The sequence below is a fragment of the Burkholderia sp. MS455 genome (assembly GCF_016899445.1).
Lineage (GTDB): Bacteria > Pseudomonadota > Gammaproteobacteria > Burkholderiales > Burkholderiaceae > Burkholderia > Burkholderia pyrrocinia_C.
This window is the reverse complement of the sequence record NZ_CP041777.1, coordinates 510,151-530,761: the sequence shown is the minus strand read 5'-3', so window position 1 is coordinate 530,761 and position 20,611 is coordinate 510,151. Positions and strand designations below refer to the sequence as shown.

The 20,611-nt window shown below is 68.1% G+C and carries 17 protein-coding genes; 10 read left to right on the top strand and 7 right to left on the bottom strand.

Annotated elements, in window-relative coordinates:
* Positions 1–5 precede the first annotated feature (5 nt).
* The 6 genes from FPJ27_RS02050 (at position 6) to FPJ27_RS02025 (ending at position 7,106) form a co-directional block, all read left to right on the top strand.
* Positions 6–1,169: a zinc-binding alcohol dehydrogenase family protein gene (locus FPJ27_RS02050; RefSeq protein WP_072445218.1), complete on the top strand. Its 1,164-nt coding sequence runs from the start codon at positions 6–8 to the stop codon at positions 1,167–1,169.
* A gap of 102 nt (positions 1,170–1,271) precedes the next feature.
* Positions 1,272–2,510: a CoA transferase gene (locus tag FPJ27_RS02045; protein ID WP_083534356.1), complete on the top strand. Its 1,239-nt coding sequence runs from the start codon at positions 1,272–1,274 to the stop codon at positions 2,508–2,510.
* Positions 2,507–3,379 (top strand): CoA ester lyase, encoded by an 873-nt coding sequence (locus tag FPJ27_RS02040; RefSeq protein WP_072445206.1) that lies wholly within the window; start codon positions 2,507–2,509, stop codon positions 3,377–3,379. The genes FPJ27_RS02045 and FPJ27_RS02040 overlap by 4 nt, the downstream gene beginning before the upstream one ends.
* Positions 3,376–4,869 (top strand): MmgE/PrpD family protein, encoded by a 1,494-nt coding sequence (locus tag FPJ27_RS02035; RefSeq protein ID WP_204420685.1) that lies wholly within the window; start codon positions 3,376–3,378, stop codon positions 4,867–4,869. Before FPJ27_RS02040 ends, FPJ27_RS02035 begins: the two co-directional genes overlap by 4 nt.
* Positions 4,866–5,885, top strand: a complete 1,020-nt coding sequence (locus tag FPJ27_RS02030; RefSeq protein ID WP_204420684.1) for a cyclase family protein — start codon at positions 4,866–4,868, stop codon at positions 5,883–5,885. The genes FPJ27_RS02035 and FPJ27_RS02030 overlap by 4 nt, the downstream gene beginning before the upstream one ends.
* Before the next feature lie 291 nt (positions 5,886–6,176).
* On the top strand, positions 6,177–7,106 hold the full coding sequence (locus FPJ27_RS02025) for a LysR family transcriptional regulator (protein WP_072445219.1): 930 nt from the start codon (positions 6,177–6,179) through the stop codon (positions 7,104–7,106).
* 21 nt (positions 7,107–7,127) lie between these two features.
* Here the strand turns inward: FPJ27_RS02025 and FPJ27_RS02020 are convergent, their stop codons facing one another.
* The 3 genes from FPJ27_RS02020 to FPJ27_RS02010 form a co-directional block, all read right to left on the bottom strand.
* Complete coding sequence (locus tag FPJ27_RS02020) at positions 7,128–8,606, bottom strand: MmgE/PrpD family protein (RefSeq protein ID WP_204420683.1); 1,479 nt, start codon at positions 8,604–8,606, stop codon at positions 7,128–7,130.
* 45 nt (positions 8,607–8,651) lie between these two features.
* Positions 8,652–9,734, bottom strand: coding sequence for a porin (locus FPJ27_RS02015; RefSeq protein WP_072445210.1), 1,083 nt, complete (start codon positions 9,732–9,734; stop codon positions 8,652–8,654).
* A gap of 193 nt (positions 9,735–9,927) precedes the next feature.
* Positions 9,928–10,830 carry a CoA ester lyase gene (locus tag FPJ27_RS02010; protein WP_204420682.1) on the bottom strand — a complete coding sequence of 301 codons (903 nt, stop codon included), beginning with the start codon at positions 10,828–10,830 and terminating at the stop codon, positions 9,928–9,930.
* A 232-nt stretch (positions 10,831–11,062) separates the two neighbouring features.
* On the opposite strand from FPJ27_RS02010, the gene FPJ27_RS02005 reads away from it, so the two are divergent.
* The 4 genes from FPJ27_RS02005 to FPJ27_RS01990 all read left to right on the top strand — a co-directional run bounded on the left by FPJ27_RS02005 (position 11,063) and on the right by FPJ27_RS01990 (position 15,837).
* Complete coding sequence (locus tag FPJ27_RS02005) at positions 11,063–11,827, top strand: IclR family transcriptional regulator (RefSeq protein ID WP_072445220.1); 765 nt, start codon at positions 11,063–11,065, stop codon at positions 11,825–11,827.
* A 72-nt stretch (positions 11,828–11,899) separates the two neighbouring features.
* The gene (locus FPJ27_RS02000; protein ID WP_204420681.1) at positions 11,900–13,180 is read left to right on the top strand and encodes a CoA transferase; all 1,281 of its coding nucleotides are present in this window, start codon (positions 11,900–11,902) and stop codon (positions 13,178–13,180) included.
* A gap of 66 nt (positions 13,181–13,246) precedes the next feature.
* Entirely contained in the window at positions 13,247–14,266 is a 1,020-nt protein-coding gene (locus FPJ27_RS01995; protein ID WP_204420680.1) for a cyclase family protein, read from the top strand.
* Between the two features lie 83 nt (positions 14,267–14,349).
* Positions 14,350–15,837, top strand: a complete 1,488-nt coding sequence (locus tag FPJ27_RS01990; RefSeq protein ID WP_204421223.1) for an MFS transporter — start codon at positions 14,350–14,352, stop codon at positions 15,835–15,837.
* 178 nt (positions 15,838–16,015) lie between these two features.
* Here FPJ27_RS01990 and FPJ27_RS01985 read toward each other — a convergent pair whose 3' ends face one another.
* The 4 genes from FPJ27_RS01985 to tssF all read right to left on the bottom strand — a co-directional run bounded on the left by FPJ27_RS01985 (position 16,016) and on the right by tssF (position 20,589).
* A complete protein-coding gene (locus FPJ27_RS01985) occupies positions 16,016–16,393 on the bottom strand; it encodes a hypothetical protein (RefSeq protein WP_204421222.1) in 378 nt (125 codons plus the stop codon).
* A 118-nt stretch (positions 16,394–16,511) separates the two neighbouring features.
* Positions 16,512–17,630 carry a type VI secretion system ImpA family N-terminal domain-containing protein gene (locus tag FPJ27_RS01980; RefSeq protein WP_204421221.1) on the bottom strand — a complete coding sequence of 373 codons (1,119 nt, stop codon included), beginning with the start codon at positions 17,628–17,630 and terminating at the stop codon, positions 16,512–16,514.
* Between the two features lie 2 nt (positions 17,631–17,632).
* Positions 17,633–18,700, bottom strand: coding sequence for a type VI secretion system baseplate subunit TssG (gene tssG, locus FPJ27_RS01975; protein WP_204421220.1), 1,068 nt, complete (start codon positions 18,698–18,700; stop codon positions 17,633–17,635).
* On the bottom strand, positions 18,700–20,589 hold the full coding sequence (gene tssF, locus FPJ27_RS01970; RefSeq protein ID WP_204421219.1) for a type VI secretion system baseplate subunit TssF: 1,890 nt from the start codon (positions 20,587–20,589) through the stop codon (positions 18,700–18,702). Before tssF ends, tssG begins: the two co-directional genes overlap by 1 nt.
* Positions 20,590–20,611: the final 22 nt, after the last annotated feature.

Here is a 20,611-nt window from a genome sequence, read left to right as displayed (position 1 = left end):
TGACGATGATCAAGACCGATGCATGGGTTCTCTACGCAGGACCGGAACCGAGCAGGAAGCAGGCGCCCGTGGCGGGCGAGCTGCGTCGCGAGACCTTCGAATTCTCCGATCTGGAAGCCGACGAGGTGCTGGTCGAGCCGCTGTACGGATCGTGGGAAGCGAACCTCGACCACGCGCTGTCGCGCAATCCGGTCGACATCTGCCGGCAGCGCCGCGAGGACAAGATCGTGCTCGGCAACGGTGCGCTGGTGCGCATCGTCGAGCGCGGCAGCGGCGTGAAGACGCTGAAGGAAGGCGAGATCTGCATGGTGATGCCGTTCGGCAAGCGCGACGAATACGGGTTCGCCGAGCTCGTCTATGCGTACGACGCGCCGGGCACGATCGGCGTGATGGCGCAGCGGACCAAGATGCGCGCCGACAACCTCGTGGCGGTGCCGACCGACAGCCGGCATTCGCTGCTGCAATGGGCGACGTACGGCCGCTACTTCACCGCGTGGGACAACTGGAAGGTGGCGTCGGCGTGCTGGCGCTCGCAGCTGCCGGACGTCGATCCGGCCGACTATCTGGTGTTCGGCTGGGGCGGCGGCACGACGCTCGCCGAGCTGCAGCTCGCGAAACGCGAGGGTTTTCGCGTCGCGATGACGGCGAGCAACGACCGGCGCCTCGAGGAGCTCGCGAAGCTCGGCATCACGCCGGTCGATCGGCGCAAGTTCCCGAATCTCGCCTATGACGACGAGCGCTACAAGACCGATCCCGAGTACCAGGCGAGCTATCGCGAGTCGGAGCGCGTGTTCGCGGAGACGATCGCGGAACTGAGCGGCGGCCGCGGCGTCGCGATCTTCCTCGACAACCTTGGCGGCGCGCTGTATCGCGCGACGATGCGCGTGGTCGGCCGCACCGGCATCGTCACGACGGTCGGCTGGAAGACCGGGATGCGCCTGTGGAACCTGCGCGCGACGGAATGCATCAACCGCCGCCTGCACATCCACACGCATGCGTGGCGCTACGACGACAGCATCACGATCCGCGACTTCCAGGAAACGAGCGGCTGGATCGGCCAGGAGCCGACCGAGATCTTCGATTTCGACGAGGTGCCGAAGCTCGCGTCCGACTACCTGAACGGGAAGATCCAGACGTATTTCCCGATCTACCGGATCAATGCCGTCTGAGCGGCAGGTCGCGCGCCGCGCCCGCACCGCTGCACGACGATTAGTCATGCAGACGATGTCGGCGCACGGCGCGCCGTGCAATCCATCTGACTGGAGAACGGCATGGCCACTGTGGAAATCGGGGATGTCGACGCCGGCGCGGCGTCGGACGCCTCCAGACCGGCGCCGCTCGACGGCATTCGCGTGATCGACGCCGCGACGCTGTTCGCGGGCCCGCTCGCCGCGACGATGCTCGCGGACTACGGCGCCGACGTGATCAAGGTCGAGCATCCGGACGGCGATCCGGCGCGCAAGTACGGCGCGCGCCGCGACGACGTGCCGTTGTGGTGGAAGGTGCTCGCGCGCAACAAGCGGGCGGTCACGCTGAATCTCGGCACGGCCGACGGCCAGCGGATCTTCCGCGAACTGGCGGCGCAGGCGGACGTGGTCGTCGAGAATTTCCGGCCCGGCACGCTCGAACGCTGGGGGCTCGGCTACGACGTGCTGTCCGCGCTCAACCCGCGGCTCGTGCTCGTGCGGGTGACGGGCTTCGGCCAGTTCGGCCCGTATGCGAGCCGCCCGGGCTTCGGCACGCTGGCCGAGGCGATGAGCGGGCTCGCGTCGATCACCGGCGAGGCGGACGGGCCGCCGCTGCTGCCGTCGTTTCCGCTTGCCGACACGGTCGCGGGGCTGACCGCCGCGTTCGCGATCATGACCGCGCTGAAGGCGCGCGAGCGCACCGGGCGCGGCCAGGTCGTCGATCTCGCGATCATCGAGACGATGCTCGCGGCGATGGGCGCGCAGGTCGCGAGCTACGACCAGACGGGCCGGGTGCCCGAGCGCACCGGCAATCGTTCGCCGAACAATTCGCCGCGCGGCGTCTACCGCACGTCGGACGGCAAGTGGGTCGCGCTGTCGACGTCGGCGCACAGCATCGCCGAGCGCGTGATGCGTCTCGTCGGCCGCGCGGACCTGATCGACGAACCGTGGTTCGCGAACGGCGCCGAGCGCGCGAAGCATGCGGACGAGCTGGATGCGGCGGTCGGCGGCTGGATCGGGCAGCGCACGCGCGACGACGTGATCGCCGAATTCGAGCGCGCGCAGGCGGCGGTCGCGCCGATCTACGACGTCGCCGACGTGCTGCGCGATCCGCAGTACGCGGCGCTCGGCTCGATCGTGTCGGTGCCCGACGCGGAGCTCGGCGCGTTCCGCACGCACAACGTGCCGTTCCGGCTGTCCGACACGCCCGGCGCGATCCGCTGGGGCGGGCCTGCGCGCGGCACGCACAACGACGAAGTATTCGGCGCATTGGGACTGGAGCGGCGCGAGATCGCCGATTTGACCGAACGGGGCATTCTATGAAAACCAGCGCAACTTACCGCAGTTACCTCTACGTGCCCGCGCACAAGGCGCAGGTGGTCGAGAAGGCGTATGCAAGCGAAGCCGACGCCGTCGTGCTCGACCTCGAGGATGCCGTGCCGGCCAGCCACAAGGCCGAAGCACGCGAGGCGGCCGCCGCGATTCTCGCGGAAGGTCCGCCGAAGCCGACGTACGTGCGGATCAACCCGATCGGCAGCCCGTGGTGCCGCGACGACGTCGACGCGATCGCGCAGCCCGCGCTGCAGGCGCTGCGCCTGCCGAAATGCGACCTGCCGCAGCATATCCAGGAAGTGGCGGGCTGGCTCGACGCGCTCGGCTGCGAGGCGGGCATCCAGATCCTGATCGAGTCGGCGTATGGCGTCGAGACGGCTTACCAGCTCGCGACCGCGTCGCCGCGGCTCGATCGGATCGGGCTCGGTGAGAGCGACCTGCGTGCGGACCTGCAGATCGGCGTCGACAACTTCACGCTCGAGGTGTGCCGCGCGCGCTGCGTGGTCGCGTCGCGTGCGGCGGGGCTGAACGGGCCGATCCAGACCGTCTATCACACGCTGCCCGATCTCGACGGGCTGAAGGAATCGACGCTGCGCGCGAAATCGATGGGGTTCGTCGGCCGCTTCGCGATTCATCCGTCGCAGCTTTCGGTGATCAACGAGGTGTTCACGCCGTCGGACGACGAGATCCGCGCGGCCGAGCGCGTGCTCGAGGCGGTCGATGCGGCGGCGGGCAAGGCCTCGGCGTCGTCGGTGTTCGTGCTGCCGGACGGCCGCGTGGTCGCGCCGCCGCTGATCGCCAACGCGCGCGTGACGCTCGCGCTCGCGAACAATCTTCGACTCAGTGGAGCACTGGCATGAGCACACCCGAGACGCTTTCCGCGCAGGCGGCGGCCGCCGATACGACTGCACCGAACCGGCCCGCGCCGCCCGACGGCATCGTCGGCGCGCTCGGCCGATTCGCGGTGGCGGTGCGCGCCGAAGGGCTGGATCGCAGGCTGCGCGTCGAGGCCGCCGCGCGCGTGCTCGACGTGCTCGGCAACAGCCTGATCGCGCACGACGAACCGGTCGCGCAGTCGGTGCTGCAGGTCGCGCGGCGCTGGGCCGGCACCGGTCCGGCGAGCGTGATCGGCGCGCCCGACCGGCTGCCGGCCGCGAGCGCCGCGCTCGTCAACGGCACGCTCGCGCATGCGATGGACTTCGACGATTCGCACATGCTGTCGGTGCTGCACCCGAGCGCGTCCGTGATTCCGGCCGCGCTCGCCGCCGCGCAGGCGAGCGGCGCGTCGGGCGCGGCGCTGCTCGATGCGATCACGGTCGGCACCGAGGTATGCATCCGGCTCGGGGTCGCCGCGTACAACGAGCGGCTCGGCAATTCGGTGTTCTTCGAGCGCGGCCAGCATGCGACGTCGATCTGCGGCACGGTCGGCGCGGCGGCGGCCGCGGCGATGCTGTTCGGGCTCGACGCCGCGCAGATCGCGGCGGCGCTCGGCATTGCTGCGAGCATGGGCGCGGGCCTGCTCGAAGCGAACCGCACCGGCGGCTCGGTGAAGCGGATCCACTGCGGCTGGGCGGCGCACGCGGGCGTGAGCGCGGCGGAACTGGCAGGCGCGGGCGTGACTGCGCCGCCGACCGCGCTCGAAGGCCGCTTCGGCTTCTTCCACGCGTGGTGCGGCGACCTCGCCGACGTCGACGCGGTGCTGCGCGACCTGGGCGACGAATGGGAGACGAGCCGGATCATCTTCAAGCCGTATCCGTGCAACCACTTCACGCATCCGGGCATCGACGCGGCGCTGCAACTGAAGGCCCAAGGCGTGACGGCGGACGACGTGGTGTCGGCCGAGCTGCGGGTCGCGACGTCGACGCTGCGCACGATCGGCGAGCCGGCGGAGCTGAAGGCGAATCCGCCGAACGGTTATGCGGCCGCGTTCTCGGGGCCGTACACGGTCGCGGCGGCGCTGCTCGGCGGCGGCGGGCTCGGCGTCTGGTTCGACGATTTCGGCGATGCGCTTGCGCAGGACCCCGCACGGCGCGCGCTGGCCGCGAAGGTGCGCTGCGTGGCCGATCCGTGGTGCGACGCACGCTTCCCGACTTTCCTGCCGGCCGTGCTGCGCGTCGAGCTGCGCGACGGGCAGGTGCGCGAGGCGCGGATCGAGTCGAGCAAGGGCACGAATTCGCGGCCGCTGACCGAACAGGAGCTCACCGCGAAATTCGTGCTGGCGGCGAGTTCGGCGCTCGGCACGGCGCGCGCGCTCGCACTGCGCGACGCGGTGCAGGCGCTCGCCGACGATGCGCCGCTCGACGCGCTTGCGGCGCTGACGTCAGGGTCTGAAGGAGGACACCGATCTTGAATGCACCCCGCTGGAAAAAGCGGCCGCCCGGCTCGAACTGGGGCGATTTCGGTCCCGACGACCAGAAGGGGCGGCTGAACTGGCTGACGCCGGACAAGGTGCGGCAGGGCGCAGCCGAGGTTCGGGAAGGGCTGTCGTTCTCGCTGAGCCTGCCGCTCGACGTGCCGCGCGGCGGCGGGCTGAACGCGCGGCGCCGGCCGCCGGCGATCATGCCGGCGCTGCTCGGCGGCAAGCCGTACTTCGGCTATCGCGCGGACGAACAGGTTGCGAACGCAACCGATGTGGTTTGCGACGATTCATTCTGCATGCACTCGCAGTTCTCGACGCAGTGGGACGGCCTGTCGCACGTGGGCGGCCTGTTCGATGCGGACGACGACGGCGTGCCTGAAATCGTGTTCTACAACGGTTTCCGGATGGGCGAGCATCTGCGGGTGCCGCAGGAAGGCGACGCGACGGGCGGCGCGCGCGCGCTCGGCATCGAGGTGATGGCGCAGACGGGCGTGCAGGGGCGCGGCGTGCTGATCGACCTGCGGCGTCATTTCGGCGACGCGCGCACGAAGGTCGGCTTCGCGCAACTGATGCAGGTGATGGACGCGGACCGCGTGCAGGTCGAGCGCGGCGACATCGTCTGCCTTCACACCGGCTTCGCGGATCTGCTGCTGAACGACGACGGCGGATCGCCGGCGACGGTCGCGAGCGCGTGCGTGCTGGACAGCAGCGATGTGCGGCTGCTGCAATGGATCGACGAATCGGGGCTGGCCGCGCTCGTGGCCGACAACCACGCGATCGAGGAACGTCCGCAGCATGCGCAGCCGCTCGCGCAACCGGCCGCACTGATGCCGTTGCACGAGCTGTGCCTGTTCAAGCTCGGCATTCACCTCGGCGAGCTGTGGCACCTGACGCCGCTCGCGAACTGGCTGCATGCGCACGACCGGAACCGGTTTCTGCTGACCGCGCCGCCGCTTCATATCCGCGGGCTGGTCGGCGCGCCGGTGAATCCTGTCGCGACCGTTTGAGCGCGCGGGCGGCCGTGGCGGCGGCCGCCCGCACTTTTTTGGCAGCGCGACCGGCTTGCGCAAAATGCGAATTAAATTGCCGATTGACAAGGTATTCAGAAGAATCCACGCGAAATGGGAAATTTAATTTAAAACCATAAATAATATCGCCCGTTATCCAAAAAATATCGACAAGTCAAGATTGGACTATTCTTGTGCATTGCACTAAATATCAGGGGATTGCTCCGATTGCGGAATTTCGCAATCGTGATCGGAGGCGGTGATTAACCTGTTTAGTGGATGGTCGCAAACATGAATCTACGTTCGATCGATTTGAACCTGCTGGTCATACTCGATGCGCTGCTGACGGAGAAACAGGTCACGCGGGCCGGCCAGAAGGTCGGCCTCACGCAGCCGGCCGTCAGCAACGCGCTGGCGCGGCTGCGGTTCGTGTTCAAGGACGAGATCCTCGCGCGCACCGCGGTCGGCATGGAATTGACACCGCGCGCGCAGGCGCTGGCCATGCCGATTCGACAAATCATGCAACAAATCGAGGAATTATTTGAATCGGATTATCAATTCAATCCTTTTACGTCCGAGCGCCATTTTACGGTGCGCATGTCGGATCTCACCGAATTGCTTTTGCTGCCGGCCCTGCTGCGCTGCATGCGCCTGACCAGCCCGAATATCGGCATGGACGTCGTGCACATGAGCGCCGCCAAGACCGCCGACGCGCTCGAATCGGGGCTGCTCGACCTGGCGGTCAGCGCGGGCCTCGAACATTCGGGCACGCTGTCGTCGCAAACCGTGTTTCATGACCGGATGGTCTGCGTGATGAGCCGCAGCCATCCGGACGCGGGCAGGCCGCTGACGCTCGAACGGTTCCTCGCGCTCGACTTCCTCAACGTGACGATCAACCCGGTCGACCACAGCCTGGTCGACAACCTGCTCGCGAACATGAACTGCACGCGGCGCATCGCGCTCAACGTGCCGCACTGGCTCGTCGTGCCGAACATGCTGGATGCGCTGCCGTACGCGGTGATCATGTCGGAGCGGCATGCGGTGAGCCTCGACGATGCGCGGCTCGTGATCCGCGAGCTGCCGCTCGCGATGGAGCCCGTCGCTTGGTCGCTGTACTGGCACCGCCGCTATGACGGCAGCAACGCGCACGCGTGGCTGCGCGGCCGCATCGTCGAGGTCGCGGAAGCGCTCGAGCGGCACGGTGTCGCGGCGGAGGCTTAGCGTGAGCCGCCCCAGGGCCGTTCACACGGGGCGGCCGACGACGAGCAGTGGCGGCAGCGCGGCGACGTCGGGCTGCGCGTCGAGCCGCCACAGGTAATCGAGCGCCGCGCGGACCTGCGTCGGGCTCCAGTGCCGCCGGCAGTTCTTCGTGAACTTCGCGTCGTAGTCGTCGCGCCGCATCGGCCGAGTCGGCGAGCCGGGCAGGTCGTCCACCTGCTTCGTGCAGGTCGTGCCGTCTTCGCACACGGCCGTCACCCGGTTCGGCGCCTGCGCCGGATAGCGGGCGGTCAGCGCCGGGTCTTCGTGCACCGTGATCCGCTCGATCAGCGCGCGCAGCGCCGGATCGCGCAGCGCGTCGTGCCGGTAGCTCTCGGTCGTGATGTCGCCGTCGAGCATCGCACGCGCAACGATGTACGGCAGGCTGTGATCGGCGGTCTCGTGGGTCGACGGCGCCCATTTTTCGCGGTCGCGGCCGGCCGTCACGTAGCCCACTTCGGTCGTGTGGATCTCGATGCGCCGGATGCGGCGCAGGTCGCCGACCTGCGCGGCGACGTCGAGCGCGGCCGGAATCGCGGTTTGCGTGAGCCCTTGCGCGGGATAGAACTTCACGAAGCACTTGCCGATCCGGAACGCGCCGCCGCGCCCGCCGAATTCGCGCGTGTCGACGGCGAACGGCCCGGACACCTGCGGGAAAAAACCCGCCATGCCTTCGAAGATCGGTGACGGGCCGGTCAACCCGGCGCGCGCGAGCTGCGTCGAGAACACCGCGTTGCGCGCCGCGTCCGCATCGGCGAGCGCCTTCCAGTTAGACAGTTGCTGGACGCGCGTCTGGTTCAGCGCGAGATGGCTGTTGATCGACAGGTTCACCGCCTGCACCAGCTGCGGCGCGGGCATGCGCATCAGCTTGCCGGCGGCGAGCGCGACGGCGGGCAGGCTGTAGCACGTGTGGTCCCAGCCGCGCGGGCTGATCGCGGCGGCGTCCATCAGCCGGCACGCGATCTCGTACGCGATCGCGATCGACAGGATCAGGTCGCGGCCGGTCGCATGCTGTGCTTCGGCGACGGCGAGGCACGCGGACATGTTGTCGCTCGGATGGCCGGTCTCCTTGCCGGCGTACGCGTCGTTGAAATCGTAGTAGCGCAGCGCGGTGCCGGTCGCGAACGCGGCGAGATCGGGGCTCGTGCGCCGGTTCGTGCCGACGATCGTCGATACGCCGCCCGGCGATGCGAGCGCCGCATCGCGCGCGATCCGCACCGGGCGTTCGTCGTGCGCGGCGATCGCGCAGCCGAGCGCATCGATCAGGTGCGCCTTGATCGTCTCGATGGTCGCGGCGTCGAGGTCGCGATACTGCAGCCCGGCCGCGTAGTCGGCGAGCTGTTGCGCGAGATCCGGGCTGTCGGCGGTGATGCCGGCGGCCGGCAGCGCGCCGGCGCGGGCATGGGCGAGCGGCAGCGCGAGCGCGGCGCCGGTCAGCGTGGAAAGAAAGTGGCGGCGGTTCATGGTGCGATGACTCCGAAGGTTCCTGAAACTGGGGGAGAGGCGAGCTCAGAACAGCTTGCGCAGGCCGAGTGCGGCGCCCGCGCTACCGGCGCGGTCGGCGGCCAGCGAGTAGTGGAGGAAGTTGTAGTTGTAATTGTCGAAATCGAGCGCGGCGCGGCGCGCGTAGCCGCCCGCCAGGTACAGCGTGACGGCTTTCGACAGGAAGTAGTTCAGCTGCAGCGTGACCTGCTGCGGGTTGGCCGGGTGCGGCGCGGGCGTCTGCGCGTTCGGCGGATTCTGCGCACGGATGTCCTCGTAATAGAACGCGCCGATCGCCTGCAGGTAAGGCGTGATCATGTAGCGCACGCCGGCCCACCAGAACGTGTAGTTCGTCACGACCGACGGCGTGGCGACGCCGCTCTGGCCGTGCGTGACGCCGGCCAGCAGCTGCGCGCGGTCGACGGACACGATCGCGGCGGCGGCGTAGCGGCGGAAATGCGCGAAGCCGCCCGGCTGCGGCGTGTTGACGTTGTCGAACGCGGCGGCGAACGAGAAGGCGCCGCCGGCATAGTCGAAGCCGGCGCCGTAGGCGGCGTTCGACTGGAACGCGCCGGGTGTGCCGCCGAACGAATAGTGCGTTTCGAGCGTCAGCGAGCCGATCTTCGCCAGGTACTTGGCGACGTTGTTCTCGCGGAAGTTGACGCCGACGATCGCGCCGGCCGGCTCGTACAGCGTCGAGTACGCGCCCGTCGGCGAATAGCGTTCCATGACGTCGAACAGCGTCGAGTACTGGTGGCCGAGCCGCAGCGCGCCCCAGCGCTCGTGCTGCAGCCCGACCCACGCGGAGCGGTCGAAGCCGCCCGCGCCGGTGCCGGTGCCGTTGTTCAGGTTGATGCCGTTTTCGAGCCGGAACGCGGCCTGCCAGCCGCCGCCGAGTTCCTCGACGCCCTTCAGGCCCCAGCGCGAGCCGCTCTTGCCGCCCGACGCCATCCGCACGAGCGATGCCGACGACTTGTCGCCGGGCGCGGCCTGGTGGGTGAGGAATTCCGTATAGATGTCGGCCACGCCATACAGCGTGATCGTGCTCTGCGCGCAGGCGCCGGCCGATACGAGGCCCAGTCCGCACAGTGCGGACATCCGCTTGCCCATGGCTTGTCTCCTTCCAGGGTTTGTTATTTATTCGAATGCGGCGCCGCGCCGGTCGAGCGGTGCGGCGGTGCTGCGGGGCGACGCTATCCGGGCTGGGCGGCGAACGGGCAGCGGCGCGGTGAAACGCACGCGTGCACCGTGCGACGCGCGCGTGCGCAGGGGTGAAGCACGGTGATGAAGGGCGGCGCGCGCATCACCGGGGCGCGCCGTCGGCACGCGCCTGCACGGCCGCGTGACGTGCGAGCACGCGCTTCGCGCGGGCGACGCCGGGCGCGTCGACCATCCTGCCGTCGACGCGCAGCGCGCCGCGCCCGTTCGCGCGCGCGTCGTCGTAGGCGGCCAGCACGGCGTTCGCGTCGCGCACCGCGTCGTCGTCGGGCCGGAACGCGCGGTTGAGCGCGCCGACCTGCCGTGGATGGATGCAGGTCGCGCCCGCATAGCCGAGCTCCGCGGACGCGCGCGCGAGGCGCTCGAATGCGTCGAGATCGCGCAGTTCGTCGAGGCCGCCGATGAGGCCGAGCGGCAGGATGCCGGCGGCGCGCGCGGCGATGATCAGCAGTTGCTTCGGCACGCGCAGCACGTCGGCGCCCGCGCCGCTTTCGCAGTTCAGCGCGAAGTCGCCGCCGCCCAGCATCATCGCGACGACGCGCGGCGATGCCCGCGCGATCCGGTCCATCGACTGGAACGCGCGCGGCGTTTCGACGATCGCGACGATCCGCGTGCCGCCGGGCGGCACGCCGGTTTCCTCCTCGAGCGTGGCCAGCAGTTCGTCGATCGCCTCGACGTGCGAGCCGCCGCGCACCTTCGGCAGCACGACGCCGTCCACGCCGGCCCGGACGGCCGCGCGCAGGTCGGGCACCAGCAGGTCGAGCGGGCCGTTGGCGCGCGCCAGCACGTCGCGGCCCGGCGCGCGCAGCGCCGGCACGGTGTCGGCCAGCCCGTCGCGGGCGGCCTCCTTGCACGCGGGCGGGACGCTGTCCTCGAGATCGAGGATCAGTGCATCGGCGTCGCTCGCGGAGGCCGATGCGACGAAGCGGGGGACGTGGGCGGGGACGTACAGCAGCGAACGCCAGACGGGTTGAGGCGACGAATTCATCGTTGATCTCTAAAAATGAAAGTCACTTTCATTTTTGTGATGGATGAGGGCATTCGTCAAGATTATCGTTAACGCCTAGTTTCAAAGGCGGTTGCAAGAAGATGAGCGACCGAAGCCGCGCGGATTCATGTTGATGTCATCGATGATCTGCGTATAATGAAAGTGACTTTCATTTTTCGGATGCCGGCCGCCGCGTCGCCTCGTGACGCTGCCGGCATCGCACGAGGTGGACATGAGCAAGGTGGAGACAAGCAATCAGGCAGAGGGCGGCGTGGCCGCGGTCAACCGCGCGCTGACCGCGTTGCTGGCGTTCGGCAACGCGCCCGGCGGGCTGATGCTCGCGCAGGTCAGCGAAGAGACGGGGCTCAACATGAGCACGCTGTTGCGGATGTTCGAGTCGCTCGAGCAGTTCCGCTTCATCAAGCGCCTGCCGGACGGGCGCTACGTGCTGGGGCCCGCCGTGTTCCAGCTCGGGATGATGTATCGCGAGTCGTTCCAGCTGCGCGAGTACGTGATGCCGATCCTGTCGAAGCTGTCGGCGGAAACCGGCGAGACGGCCGCGTTCTACGTGCGCGAAGGCGACCAGCGCGTGTGCCTGTTCCGCATCCAGGCGCAGCGCTCGGTGCGCACGCATCTGCGCGAGGGCGACCGCTTCCCGCTCGACGTCGGCGCGGCCGGGCGCGTACTGCTCGCGTTCAGCGGCACGCGCGGCGGCGACTACGAGAAGACGGCCGGGCAGGGCTACGCGGTGTCGATCGCCGAGCGCGACCCGGAAAGCGCGGCGATCGCGTGCCCGGCGTTCGGCGTCGGCCGCGTGCTGAGCGGCGCGATCTCGCTCGGCGTGCCGCGCTATCGCTTCAACAAGAAGGTGCTGGCCGATTACCTGCCGCGCGTGCAGGCGGCCGCCGCCGAGCTGACGCATGCGCTGGGCGGCGATCTGCCCGCCGCGAGCGCGGCGTTCCGCGCGGCCGACCAGCTCGGCGTGCTGCTCGAGTAGCGTCGTGCGCGACCGAGCGCGCGCACTTCGAAGTCCGCATCGAACGACACACACACCAACCAGGAGACAAGCATGTTCGTTCCCGACCCGCAGGCCGCTCACGCGGCCGGCGCGCGCCGTCGCGCGTCCACCGGCCCGATCCATCCGAAACCGTTCGACGCCGGCGCGCAGGGGCCGCTCGCGGGCGTGCGCGTCGTCGACCTGTCGCGCCTGATGGCAGGCAACATGCTGAGCGTGCAGCTCGCCGATTTCGGCGCGGACGTCGTGAAGGTCGAGAGCGAGCGCGGCGATACGCTGCGCGCGGTCGGCGCGGGCGGGATCAGCACGAACTGGAAGGTGTACGGGCGCAACAAGCGCAGCGTATGCGTCGACCTGCGCGCGCCCGAGGGGATCGACATCGTCCGCCGGCTGGTGCGCGACGCGGACGTGTTCGTCGAGAGCTTCAAGCCCGGTGTCGCCGAGAAGATGGGGCTCGGCCCGGACGACCTGCTCGCGATCCGTCCCGAGCTGGTGATCGCGCGGATCTCCGGCTGGGGGCAGACGGGGCCGTACCGCCACAAGCCGGGCTTCGGCACGCTCGCGGAAGGGTATGCGGGATTCGCGGCGATCAACGGCTTCGCCGATCGCGAGCCGGTGCTGCCGCCGATGTTCCTCGGCGACATGACGGCCGGGCTGTCCGGCGCGATCGCCGTGCTGGTCGCGCTGCATGCGCGCGACGCGCACGGCGCGGCGGGGCAGGTGATCGACGTGTCGCTGTTCGAGCCGCTGCTGTCGATCCTCGGGCCGGCCGCCGCGAACTACGTGATAACCGGCGAGATCAAGGCGCGCACCGGCAGCCGCTCGTCGAACACCGCGCCGCGCAACGCATATCGCACCCGCGACGGCAAGTGGCTGTGCCTGTCGAGCTCGACGCAGGCGATGGCCGAGCGGCTGTTCCGCGCGATCGGCCGCGCGGACCTGATCGACGATCCGCGCTATGCGACCAACGTGCAGCGCGTGCAGCACGCGGAGGCGCTCGATGCGATCGTCGGCGAATTCATCGCCGCGCGCGATCTCGACGCCAATCTCGCGTTCTTCGAGGATGCCGGCGTGACGGTCGGGCCGATCCAGGACATCGCGCAGATCGTTGAGGATCACTACGTGATCGAGCGCGAGGCGCTCGTCGAGCTGCCGGACGACGACGTCGGCAGCCTGCCGATGCACAACATCACGCCGCGCCTGTCGGCCACGCCCGGCACGTTCCGCCGGCCGGCCCCCGCGCTCGGCGAGAACAATCGCGAGATTCTGCTGCCGCTGCTCGGCGAACGCGAATACGAGCGGCTCGCCGGGCTGGGCGTGATCCGCACGCGCTAGGCGCGACCTGCGACGCGGCCGCGAAGGACGGCCGCCGCACCCTGGACATTGCATGGAGGAGACACCATGAAGCCACGCTGGACCCATCGGCCGCCCGGTTCGAACTGGGGGGATTTCGGCCCGGACGATCAGAAAGGGCGCTTGAACTGGCTGACGGTCGACGCGGTGCTGCGCGGCGTCGCGGAGGTGCGCGAAGGCCGCGTGTTTTCGCTGAGCCTGCCGCTCGACGTGCCGCGCGGCGGCGGGCTGAACGCGCGGCGCCGGCCGCCGGCGATCATGCCGGCGCTGCTCGGCGACCAGCCGTACTTCGGCTATCGGGTGGACGAACAGGTTGCGAATGCAACCGACGTGGTCTGCGACGATTCGTTCTGCATGCACTCGCAGTTCTCGACGCAATGGGATGCGCTGTCGCACGTCGGCTCGCTGTTCGATCCGGCGGGCGACGGCGAGCGAGCCCGCGTGTTCTACAACGGCTACCGGATGGACGAGCACATCCAGATGCCCGAAGCGGGCGCGCCGCGCGGCGGCGCGCGCGCGCTCGGCATCGAGGTGATGGCGCAAACCGGCGTGCAGGGGCGCGGCGTGCTGGTCGACCTGCGCCGCCACTTCGGCGACGAGCGGCGCAAGATCGGCTACGCGGAATGGATGGCGGTGCTGCGCGAGGACGACGTGGTCGTCGAGCGCGGCGACATCGTGTGCGTGCATACGGGCTTCGCCGATCGCCTGCTCGACGCCGACGCGCGCGGCGAGCAGGCCGCGCCGGACGTGTGCTGCGTGCTGGACGGCAACGACCCGCGCCTGCTCGAATGGATCGACGCATCGGGGCTCGCCGCGCTCGCAGCGGACAACCACGCGGTCGAGGAGCGCCCGCGCCATGCGTCGGCGCGCGAGCGGCCCGGCGCGCTGATGCCGCTGCACGAGCTGTGCCTGTTCAAGCTCGGCATTCATCTCGGCGAGCTGTGGCACCTGACGCCGCTCGCCGACTGGTTGCGCGCGCACCGGCGCAACCGCTTCCTGCTGACCGCGCCGCCGCTGCACCTGCGCGGGCTTGTCGGGTCGCCGGTCAATCCGGTCGCCACCGTATGAACGCCGGCGCCGCGCGCACCCCGCGCCGGCGCTCGGTCCGCCGCTTCGCGCAGGCCGCGCGGGCGGATCATCGAGGAGTCGCCATGTCCCATTCCCATGCGGCGTCGATTGCCGCGCGCATCGACCGCCTGCCCGCAACGGCCAGCATCTGGATGCTCGTGCTGTTCCTGAGCGTCGGCGGGTTTTTCGAGGTCTACGACCTGTTCCAGATGACCTACCTGCCGCCGGGGCTGATCCGCGACGGCATCTTTCACGCGGGCTCGCACGGCGTGCTCGGCATGTCGGACCAGGGCGCGCTCGGCGCGGCGACGTTCGCCGGGCTGTTCGTCGGCGAGATGTTCGTGTCGCGCCTCGCGGACCGCTTCGGGCGGCGCGCGCTGTTCACCGGCGCGCTGCTGCTCTACACGGCGGGGAGCCTTGCGATGTGCGTGCAGACCCACGCGCTCGGCATTCTCGTGTGCCGCTTCATCGCGGGCTGCGGCATCGGCGCGGAGCTGATCACGATCGGCGCGTTCCTGACCGAGCTGGTGCCGAAGGCCGTGCGCGGCCGTGCGTTCGCGCTGTGCTTCGCGGTCGGCTATCTCGCGATGCCGGTGCTCGCGCTGGTGTCGTGGCTGTGGGTGCCGCACGATCCGCTGGGCATGTCCGGGTGGCGCTGGGTCGTGCTGCTCGGCGGCAGCGGCGCGGTCGTCGTCTGGTGGCTGCAGTCGCGGCTGCCGGAGTCGCCGCGCTGGCTCGCCCGCACCGGCCGCGAGGCCGAGGCCGAAGCCGTGCTGCAGCGGCTCGAGCAGGCGGTCGAGCGGGAATCCGGCCGGCCGCTGCCCGCGGTCCGGATGCCAGCCGTCGCAACACCGGCCGCGCGGCGCGCGCCGTCGATGTGGGATACGCAGCATCGCGGCCGCACGGCGATGTTGATCGTGTTCAATGCATTCCTGAGCATCGGCTTCTTCGGCTTCAGCCAGTGGCTGCCGACGCTGCTCGCCGCGCAGGGCGCGACCGTCACGAAGAGCCTCTGGTATGCGTTCGTGATCGCGTTCGCGTATCCGGTGTCGCCGTTCGTCGCCGGCCTGCTCGCCGACCGGATCGAGCGCAAGTGGCTGATCGTCGCGTCGGCGTTCGGCGTCGCGCTGTTCGGCACCGCGTTTGCGATGTCGGCGCAGGCGCCGTTCGTGATCGCGTTCGGCCTGCTTGTCACGCTGTCCAACACGGTACTCGCGAGCAACGGCACCGCGTATCAGTCGGAAGTGTTTCCGACCGAGATCCGCGGGCGCGCGCTCGGTTTCGTGCATTCGATCGGCCGCCTGACGGGAATCGCGAGCAGTTTCATCGTCGCGCTGCTGCTCGAACGCGCCGGGGTGTCCGCGGTGTTCGTGCTGATCGGCGGCAGCATGCTGATCGTGATGGTGTCGATAGGGGTGTTCGGGCCGTACACCAACAACCGGGCGCTGGACGAAATCACCGGCCACAGCGAGGACGGCGCCGAGAACACGGCGGCGGTGCGCGGGCTCGCCGCATTGCCGACCCGGCATGTCGATGGGCGGCGTAAAGGAGCCGGGGATGGGGCGGTGTAACGGGGGTGACTTCAGAAAACGGAAAATACTGCACGCTAAGGCCTGTCGGGTTGTGCTGCACGGCCTTGCAGAGAGCTTGTGCCGACGGAGCCCCGGCACGGAATCGGATTCTCGCTGCCGACAGCCGGATGTGCATCGCCTCCCAGAAACAGCAAGGGCCGCTGTCGCGGCCTCTGCTTCAATCCGGCTTCGGCCGATAACCTGGGTCTTTGTTGGCCTCTTTGCGAACACCAGTTCCAAGATGCCGGTGCCAGTTCTTGCCGCTCGCTAGCGCAGCATCCGTCCAGTAGTAGTTAGCGGAAATCCGCCCGCTATTGCCCTCGACGTTAACTACACCTTTATGCGAATGCCTGCGCAACAGCTTGTTAAGTTCGCGATTGACCCATTTTTCTGTATCCGACGTATCGGCGGCGTACCATGTCGCTCCAATAGCGTGATCGTCTTCGCCACCGAACCGCACATTCACAAAGGCAACGCGTAACGCACGCGTAACGTCCGGCTGCTTTGGCCCGACGATTCTTGAATCATCAGACCGATGACCAATCAGTAAAGCCATTGCGCGCAGTCCGCTATCACTCCACGCATTAGCATTGATCCGCTCAACATGCACAAACGGATGGTCATAGCTTTCGGAGCGATACAGCGCCAGCCCTGTTCTTTCGAGTTTATCGCTATTACGGACCTTCGGCCTCGTCCCATTGCGCTAGAAGGTCGGCAGGGATTGCCTTGACCGCTTCCGCGTAGCGCTTACCGACAAACTGCTCGGCGCGCTTGAGCAATACCGGAACCGGGCTGCTGGGCTCATGTGTCTCGAACCAGTGACGTGCCGCACTGATCAATGCCAGCGCCGCTTGTCGGTCGGCGGGCGCGCCATCCGTGCGCGCCGCGGTGGATGGCGGGTCGGCAGTGGCGAGCCGCTCGCCGCTGTGTCGCACCGGCGGGGATTCGGTCGCATGCGTTCCTTCTGTCATGCTGCCATCGTGATCGGCGGCGTCGAAGTGAGATGTGTCAGCCGGTGCGGATTCGATGTGTTGGTCGCCGTGCTGCAGCAACTGGAGGAGGCGGATCAGGGACGAGAAGTCGGGCAGGTACGACTCCAGATGGGCGGCGCACCACATGTTGATCGCAGCGAGGTTCGAGATCGTCTCGTCAAAGGCGGCCATGGTCGCCGGCTGCTGCAGACGTAGATCCTGCAACTGCTGCTCGACCGAGTCGGGTGCGATGGCGTCGGCCGGGCGTGGATGCGCGAAGGCGCGCTCGACATCCCGCACCTGCAGCCGCGTGGCGGTCGACTTCATCAGCACGATTTCCCGCACGTCGGCTAGCAGCCCATCGGGGTCCGCAAGCCCCTGCAACGCATTCATCCGCATGTCCAGCGCGGCCTCGCGATCATTGTCAACGCCTGCCTGTGGATGGATGTTGTCCGGAAACGTCTGCAGCCATGTCGCGAGCAGTCCCGTACCTTCCGCGAGTCCGACCGCACCGCCCAAGCGGGTGCGGCAACGCGTGTAGAGCGCTGCCACACGCATGTCCTTCGTGCGCAGCATCAGGCGCCGGCAGTCGCGTTCGATCTCGCTCCAGTTGAGCGGATCGGGCCCACCGACGAATGCGCCGTATTGCACGTCCTGCCTGGGTGCCGCGCCCGCGAAGAGGACCACGAAATCGTGGTCGTATTCGAGATCCGGGCCGCAAGGCGCGCCGTCGCTCACGGGTGTGAGCCAGTCGAAGTGCGACGCGCCCGTGACAGGCGCGTGGCCGGGTTTGCCGTGCGTGGCGGATTGCTTCTTGCTCATGTTCAATTTTTGGAGTCAGTGGCACTGCGATCGAAATGGCGCACGTAACGCTCGGGCTCGAAACGCATGCCGGTAATGGGTTTATGCGGGTCCGGACGTCCCAGCCATCCGGACCAGCCCATGCGCTGCCGGCCACCCATCACTGCCGGTGGCGCACTCTCAGGCTTGATGCGCAGCTCGAGCTCCCATTCCAGCTCGTATCCCACGAATGCTCGGACCCATTCGACAAGCCGCGGCAGATCCTCGCCCTGGGGCGTAAAGCGCAGATAGGCGTCAAGATCGACTGGCCCAATGACGATCCGAAACCGATGCTGACGATCCGGGGCGACGCGGCCGAGCATCGCGCCTTGTCCCATCGTCGCCGCCGCGCCAGGACGTCCCATGCGGCCACGGTCGGCTGCATCGATTTCGATCCAGTGAAACACGTGCTCCTCGATCGCGACCGGCACGCCAAAGTAGCGTTCGAGCGTTGCGCGCAAACCGTCCGGATTGCGCGACTCGCGCACGAGGTGCGGCGCCGCGGCCAGACGCGCGTGTGACGGAAGGGGGCGCCGGCGACACTCACCAACGTCCTGTCCGGTGAGGCTTGCAACGTAAAACGAAAAGTGCTCTTCGTCTGGTCGGTCAAGTCCGGCGGCCGACTGGGCCGACGCCCATGCGCGATAGAACAGCGTGAAGAAGCGGTGATGGAAGATGTCGAAAAAATCGACCGTCGTCATGTCCCGCCGACTGTCTTCACGATCCTTCGCGATCTCGGTGACGTGGATCGGCAGTGGACCATTGGGGCCGAGCATGCCGAGACCGAACAGGCGCACTTTCAGTCGCCCGTCGGCTTCTTGTGCACTCGCGACTTCACGCGGTGCAAAGGCAAGGCTCGGCTGCTGGCCGAGCCGGAACGGCTCGGAGCGCGGCCGGCGTGCGGTGCCGATCGGATCGATCGCCGGGTTCGCGCCGATACGTCGCAATAGAGACAGGAACCCGAAGCGCCACGGTTCGGCCTGCAGCCGTTCGAGCAGCTCAGGCGACAGCGTGCTATCGCGTAGCAGCGCGGGTAGCGTGGCGCGCTTCATCACAGGACTCCACGCGTACCGGTGCGCACGGGCCAGCGCGCAATATAGCCGCGCTGCATCGAATGCAATTCGGTTTGCGTAAAGCTGTTGATCGAGACGTGCCGTGCGAGCCAGTGCTCGAGAATGACCCCAAAGAGATAGGGGCTCACGCCGGAGAAGCCTGTTTCGTCGACCGTCAGCGCGCACTCGATGCCGCGTCCAAACGTCATTGGGCCGGCCCCCGGAAGTTTGCGCGTCACCGGGCGCGTCTTTACGCCGACGAGGCTTTCCACTTGCCGGCCTTGTCCGGAGTCGCCGTCCGCAAGGTATAGGCGAAGCAGATCACGCAGACCCTGACCACCTTCACGGTGATCAAGATCGTCGAGCGGCAGGTAGTTGAAATTGAGTTGGCGGATCAGACGCCAGGCCATCTCGCGCTCGGCACACGGCGGCAACGGCGGACTCGGTGCTCGGATAAGGCCAATGCTCTCGACCGGGGCGGACTCGGCGGTCTCCAGGTCGTGTACCCCATCGCGCGGCACGAGCGTGGCGAGATCGCGGTTAGTCAGGAGCGCGTCGACCGACAAAAAGCGGATGTTCTCGTTATAGGGCGCCTCGTTCTGGTCGACAAGCGAGAGAAATACCTCGGTGCCGACGTAGGGCGTGCGCGTACCGTAGCGGCGCGCCGAATCGGACACGAGCCTTCGTTCGCGACGGGTCGAAAAGTAGCGCCCGTGGTTGCCTTCATCGTTGTTCAGCGTCTGGTAGAGCGGACGGAACTCGAGCTCGGCGGACGTCGCGGCCACGCGGCCGTACACGGTCTCCACCGAGAACACCTCGTAGTCGAGGGGCGCAAGCCGCGCCGGCACCAGATGAAACTCGGTTTCGCGCGGCGAGAGCTCGATCCGGTCGGTATGCTTGCTGAAGAGATTGATGACGGGTGTGCAGAACAAGGCGAAGCGTGATGCGTCGACGAGGTTGGCGAGCTCGGCCGGTGCGCGGTCGAGCAGCACGACGATCTCCACCTCGCGACCATCCACCCTCGAAAAGCCCTCGGCCAGTCCGGTCAGCGCGAAGAACCAGAACCGTGCAGGGCACGCGAAGTACTCGTGCAGCAGGTTGTGCCCGTGAAATTTCGTCCACGTCAGCGGCAAGAGGTTCTGATCGGTGCGCAGGCCTTCGTGCTCCACCGCGTTTTGGGTGACCGCCGCGGGCGGACGGCCCGGTGCGCCGAACTCCCCGGGCGCGCCAATCACGGAGGCGATTGCGCCGACATGCAGCAGCTCGAACAGGTGGGAAGCGACCTGCTCATCACCGGCCAGATAGACCGGGAGCCGGTCGAGTCCCTGCAGATCAGCGATCCGGACGTCACCCGTCGTCGCCAGCCGGAGTCGCAAGGCGCCGCGCACCTGTGTATCGGGCGGGACGTACCGCGCGAGTCCCGGAATGTCCGGAGGGATACCGGTCAGACGCGCTTCGGTGATCGTGAGCGGCCACAGCGTCACGTCCTGTCCGCTCGTGAACTGGCACGCCGTTCTCTCTCCGTCGGGAATGCGTGCGGTGAACGAAGTGCCGCGCGCAATGCGATACCCTTTGGCGAGGTTACCTTCGGTCCGGCCGGGATACAGGCGCGCAACGGCAATCGACGGTGTGGGCGCAACGTAGTTCGGGTAGATCACCTCGAGCAGTCGCTCGGTAAAGCGCGGAAACTCCGCGTCGAGCTTGATCTGCATGCGTGCAGCCATGAAGCTGAACGACTCGATCAGGCGCTCGACGTAGGGATCGGCCACTTCGCCGGCCTGCATGCCCAGGCGCCGCGCGATCTTCGGGTGAGCATGCGCGAATTCAGCGGCGAGCTCGCGCATGTAGATGAGTTCTTGGTTGTAGTAGTCGAGCAGTCGCGGGTCCATCGGAGTGTTCTCGTTGTTGTCG

Coding starts and splice junctions, on each gene's coding strand:
- FPJ27_RS02050 (WP_072445218.1), top strand. CDS start 6: ATGATCAAGACCGATGCATGGGTTCTCTACGCAGGACCGGAACCGAGC.
- FPJ27_RS02045 (WP_083534356.1), top strand. CDS start 1,272: ATGGCCACTGTGGAAATCGGGGATGTCGACGCCGGCGCGGCGTCGGAC.
- FPJ27_RS02040 (WP_072445206.1), top strand. CDS start 2,507: ATGAAAACCAGCGCAACTTACCGCAGTTACCTCTACGTGCCCGCGCAC.
- FPJ27_RS02035 (WP_204420685.1), top strand. CDS start 3,376: ATGAGCACACCCGAGACGCTTTCCGCGCAGGCGGCGGCCGCCGATACG.
- FPJ27_RS02025 (WP_072445219.1), top strand. CDS start 6,177: ATGAATCTACGTTCGATCGATTTGAACCTGCTGGTCATACTCGATGCG.
- FPJ27_RS02020 (WP_204420683.1), bottom strand. CDS start 8,606: ATGAACCGCCGCCACTTTCTTTCCACGCTGACCGGCGCCGCGCTCGCG.
- FPJ27_RS02015 (WP_072445210.1), bottom strand. CDS start 9,734: ATGGGCAAGCGGATGTCCGCACTGTGCGGACTGGGCCTCGTATCGGCC.
- FPJ27_RS02010 (WP_204420682.1), bottom strand. CDS start 10,830: ATGAATTCGTCGCCTCAACCCGTCTGGCGTTCGCTGCTGTACGTCCCC.
- FPJ27_RS02005 (WP_072445220.1), top strand. CDS start 11,063: ATGAGCAAGGTGGAGACAAGCAATCAGGCAGAGGGCGGCGTGGCCGCG.
- FPJ27_RS02000 (WP_204420681.1), top strand. CDS start 11,900: ATGTTCGTTCCCGACCCGCAGGCCGCTCACGCGGCCGGCGCGCGCCGT.
- FPJ27_RS01995 (WP_204420680.1), top strand. CDS start 13,247: ATGAAGCCACGCTGGACCCATCGGCCGCCCGGTTCGAACTGGGGGGAT.
- FPJ27_RS01990 (WP_204421223.1), top strand. CDS start 14,350: ATGTCCCATTCCCATGCGGCGTCGATTGCCGCGCGCATCGACCGCCTG.
- FPJ27_RS01985 (WP_204421222.1), bottom strand. CDS start 16,393: ATGGCTTTACTGATTGGTCATCGGTCTGATGATTCAAGAATCGTCGGG.
- FPJ27_RS01980 (WP_204421221.1), bottom strand. CDS start 17,630: ATGAGCAAGAAGCAATCCGCCACGCACGGCAAACCCGGCCACGCGCCT.
- tssG (WP_204421220.1), bottom strand. CDS start 18,700: ATGAAGCGCGCCACGCTACCCGCGCTGCTACGCGATAGCACGCTGTCG.
- tssF (WP_204421219.1), bottom strand. CDS start 20,589: ATGGACCCGCGACTGCTCGACTACTACAACCAAGAACTCATCTACATG.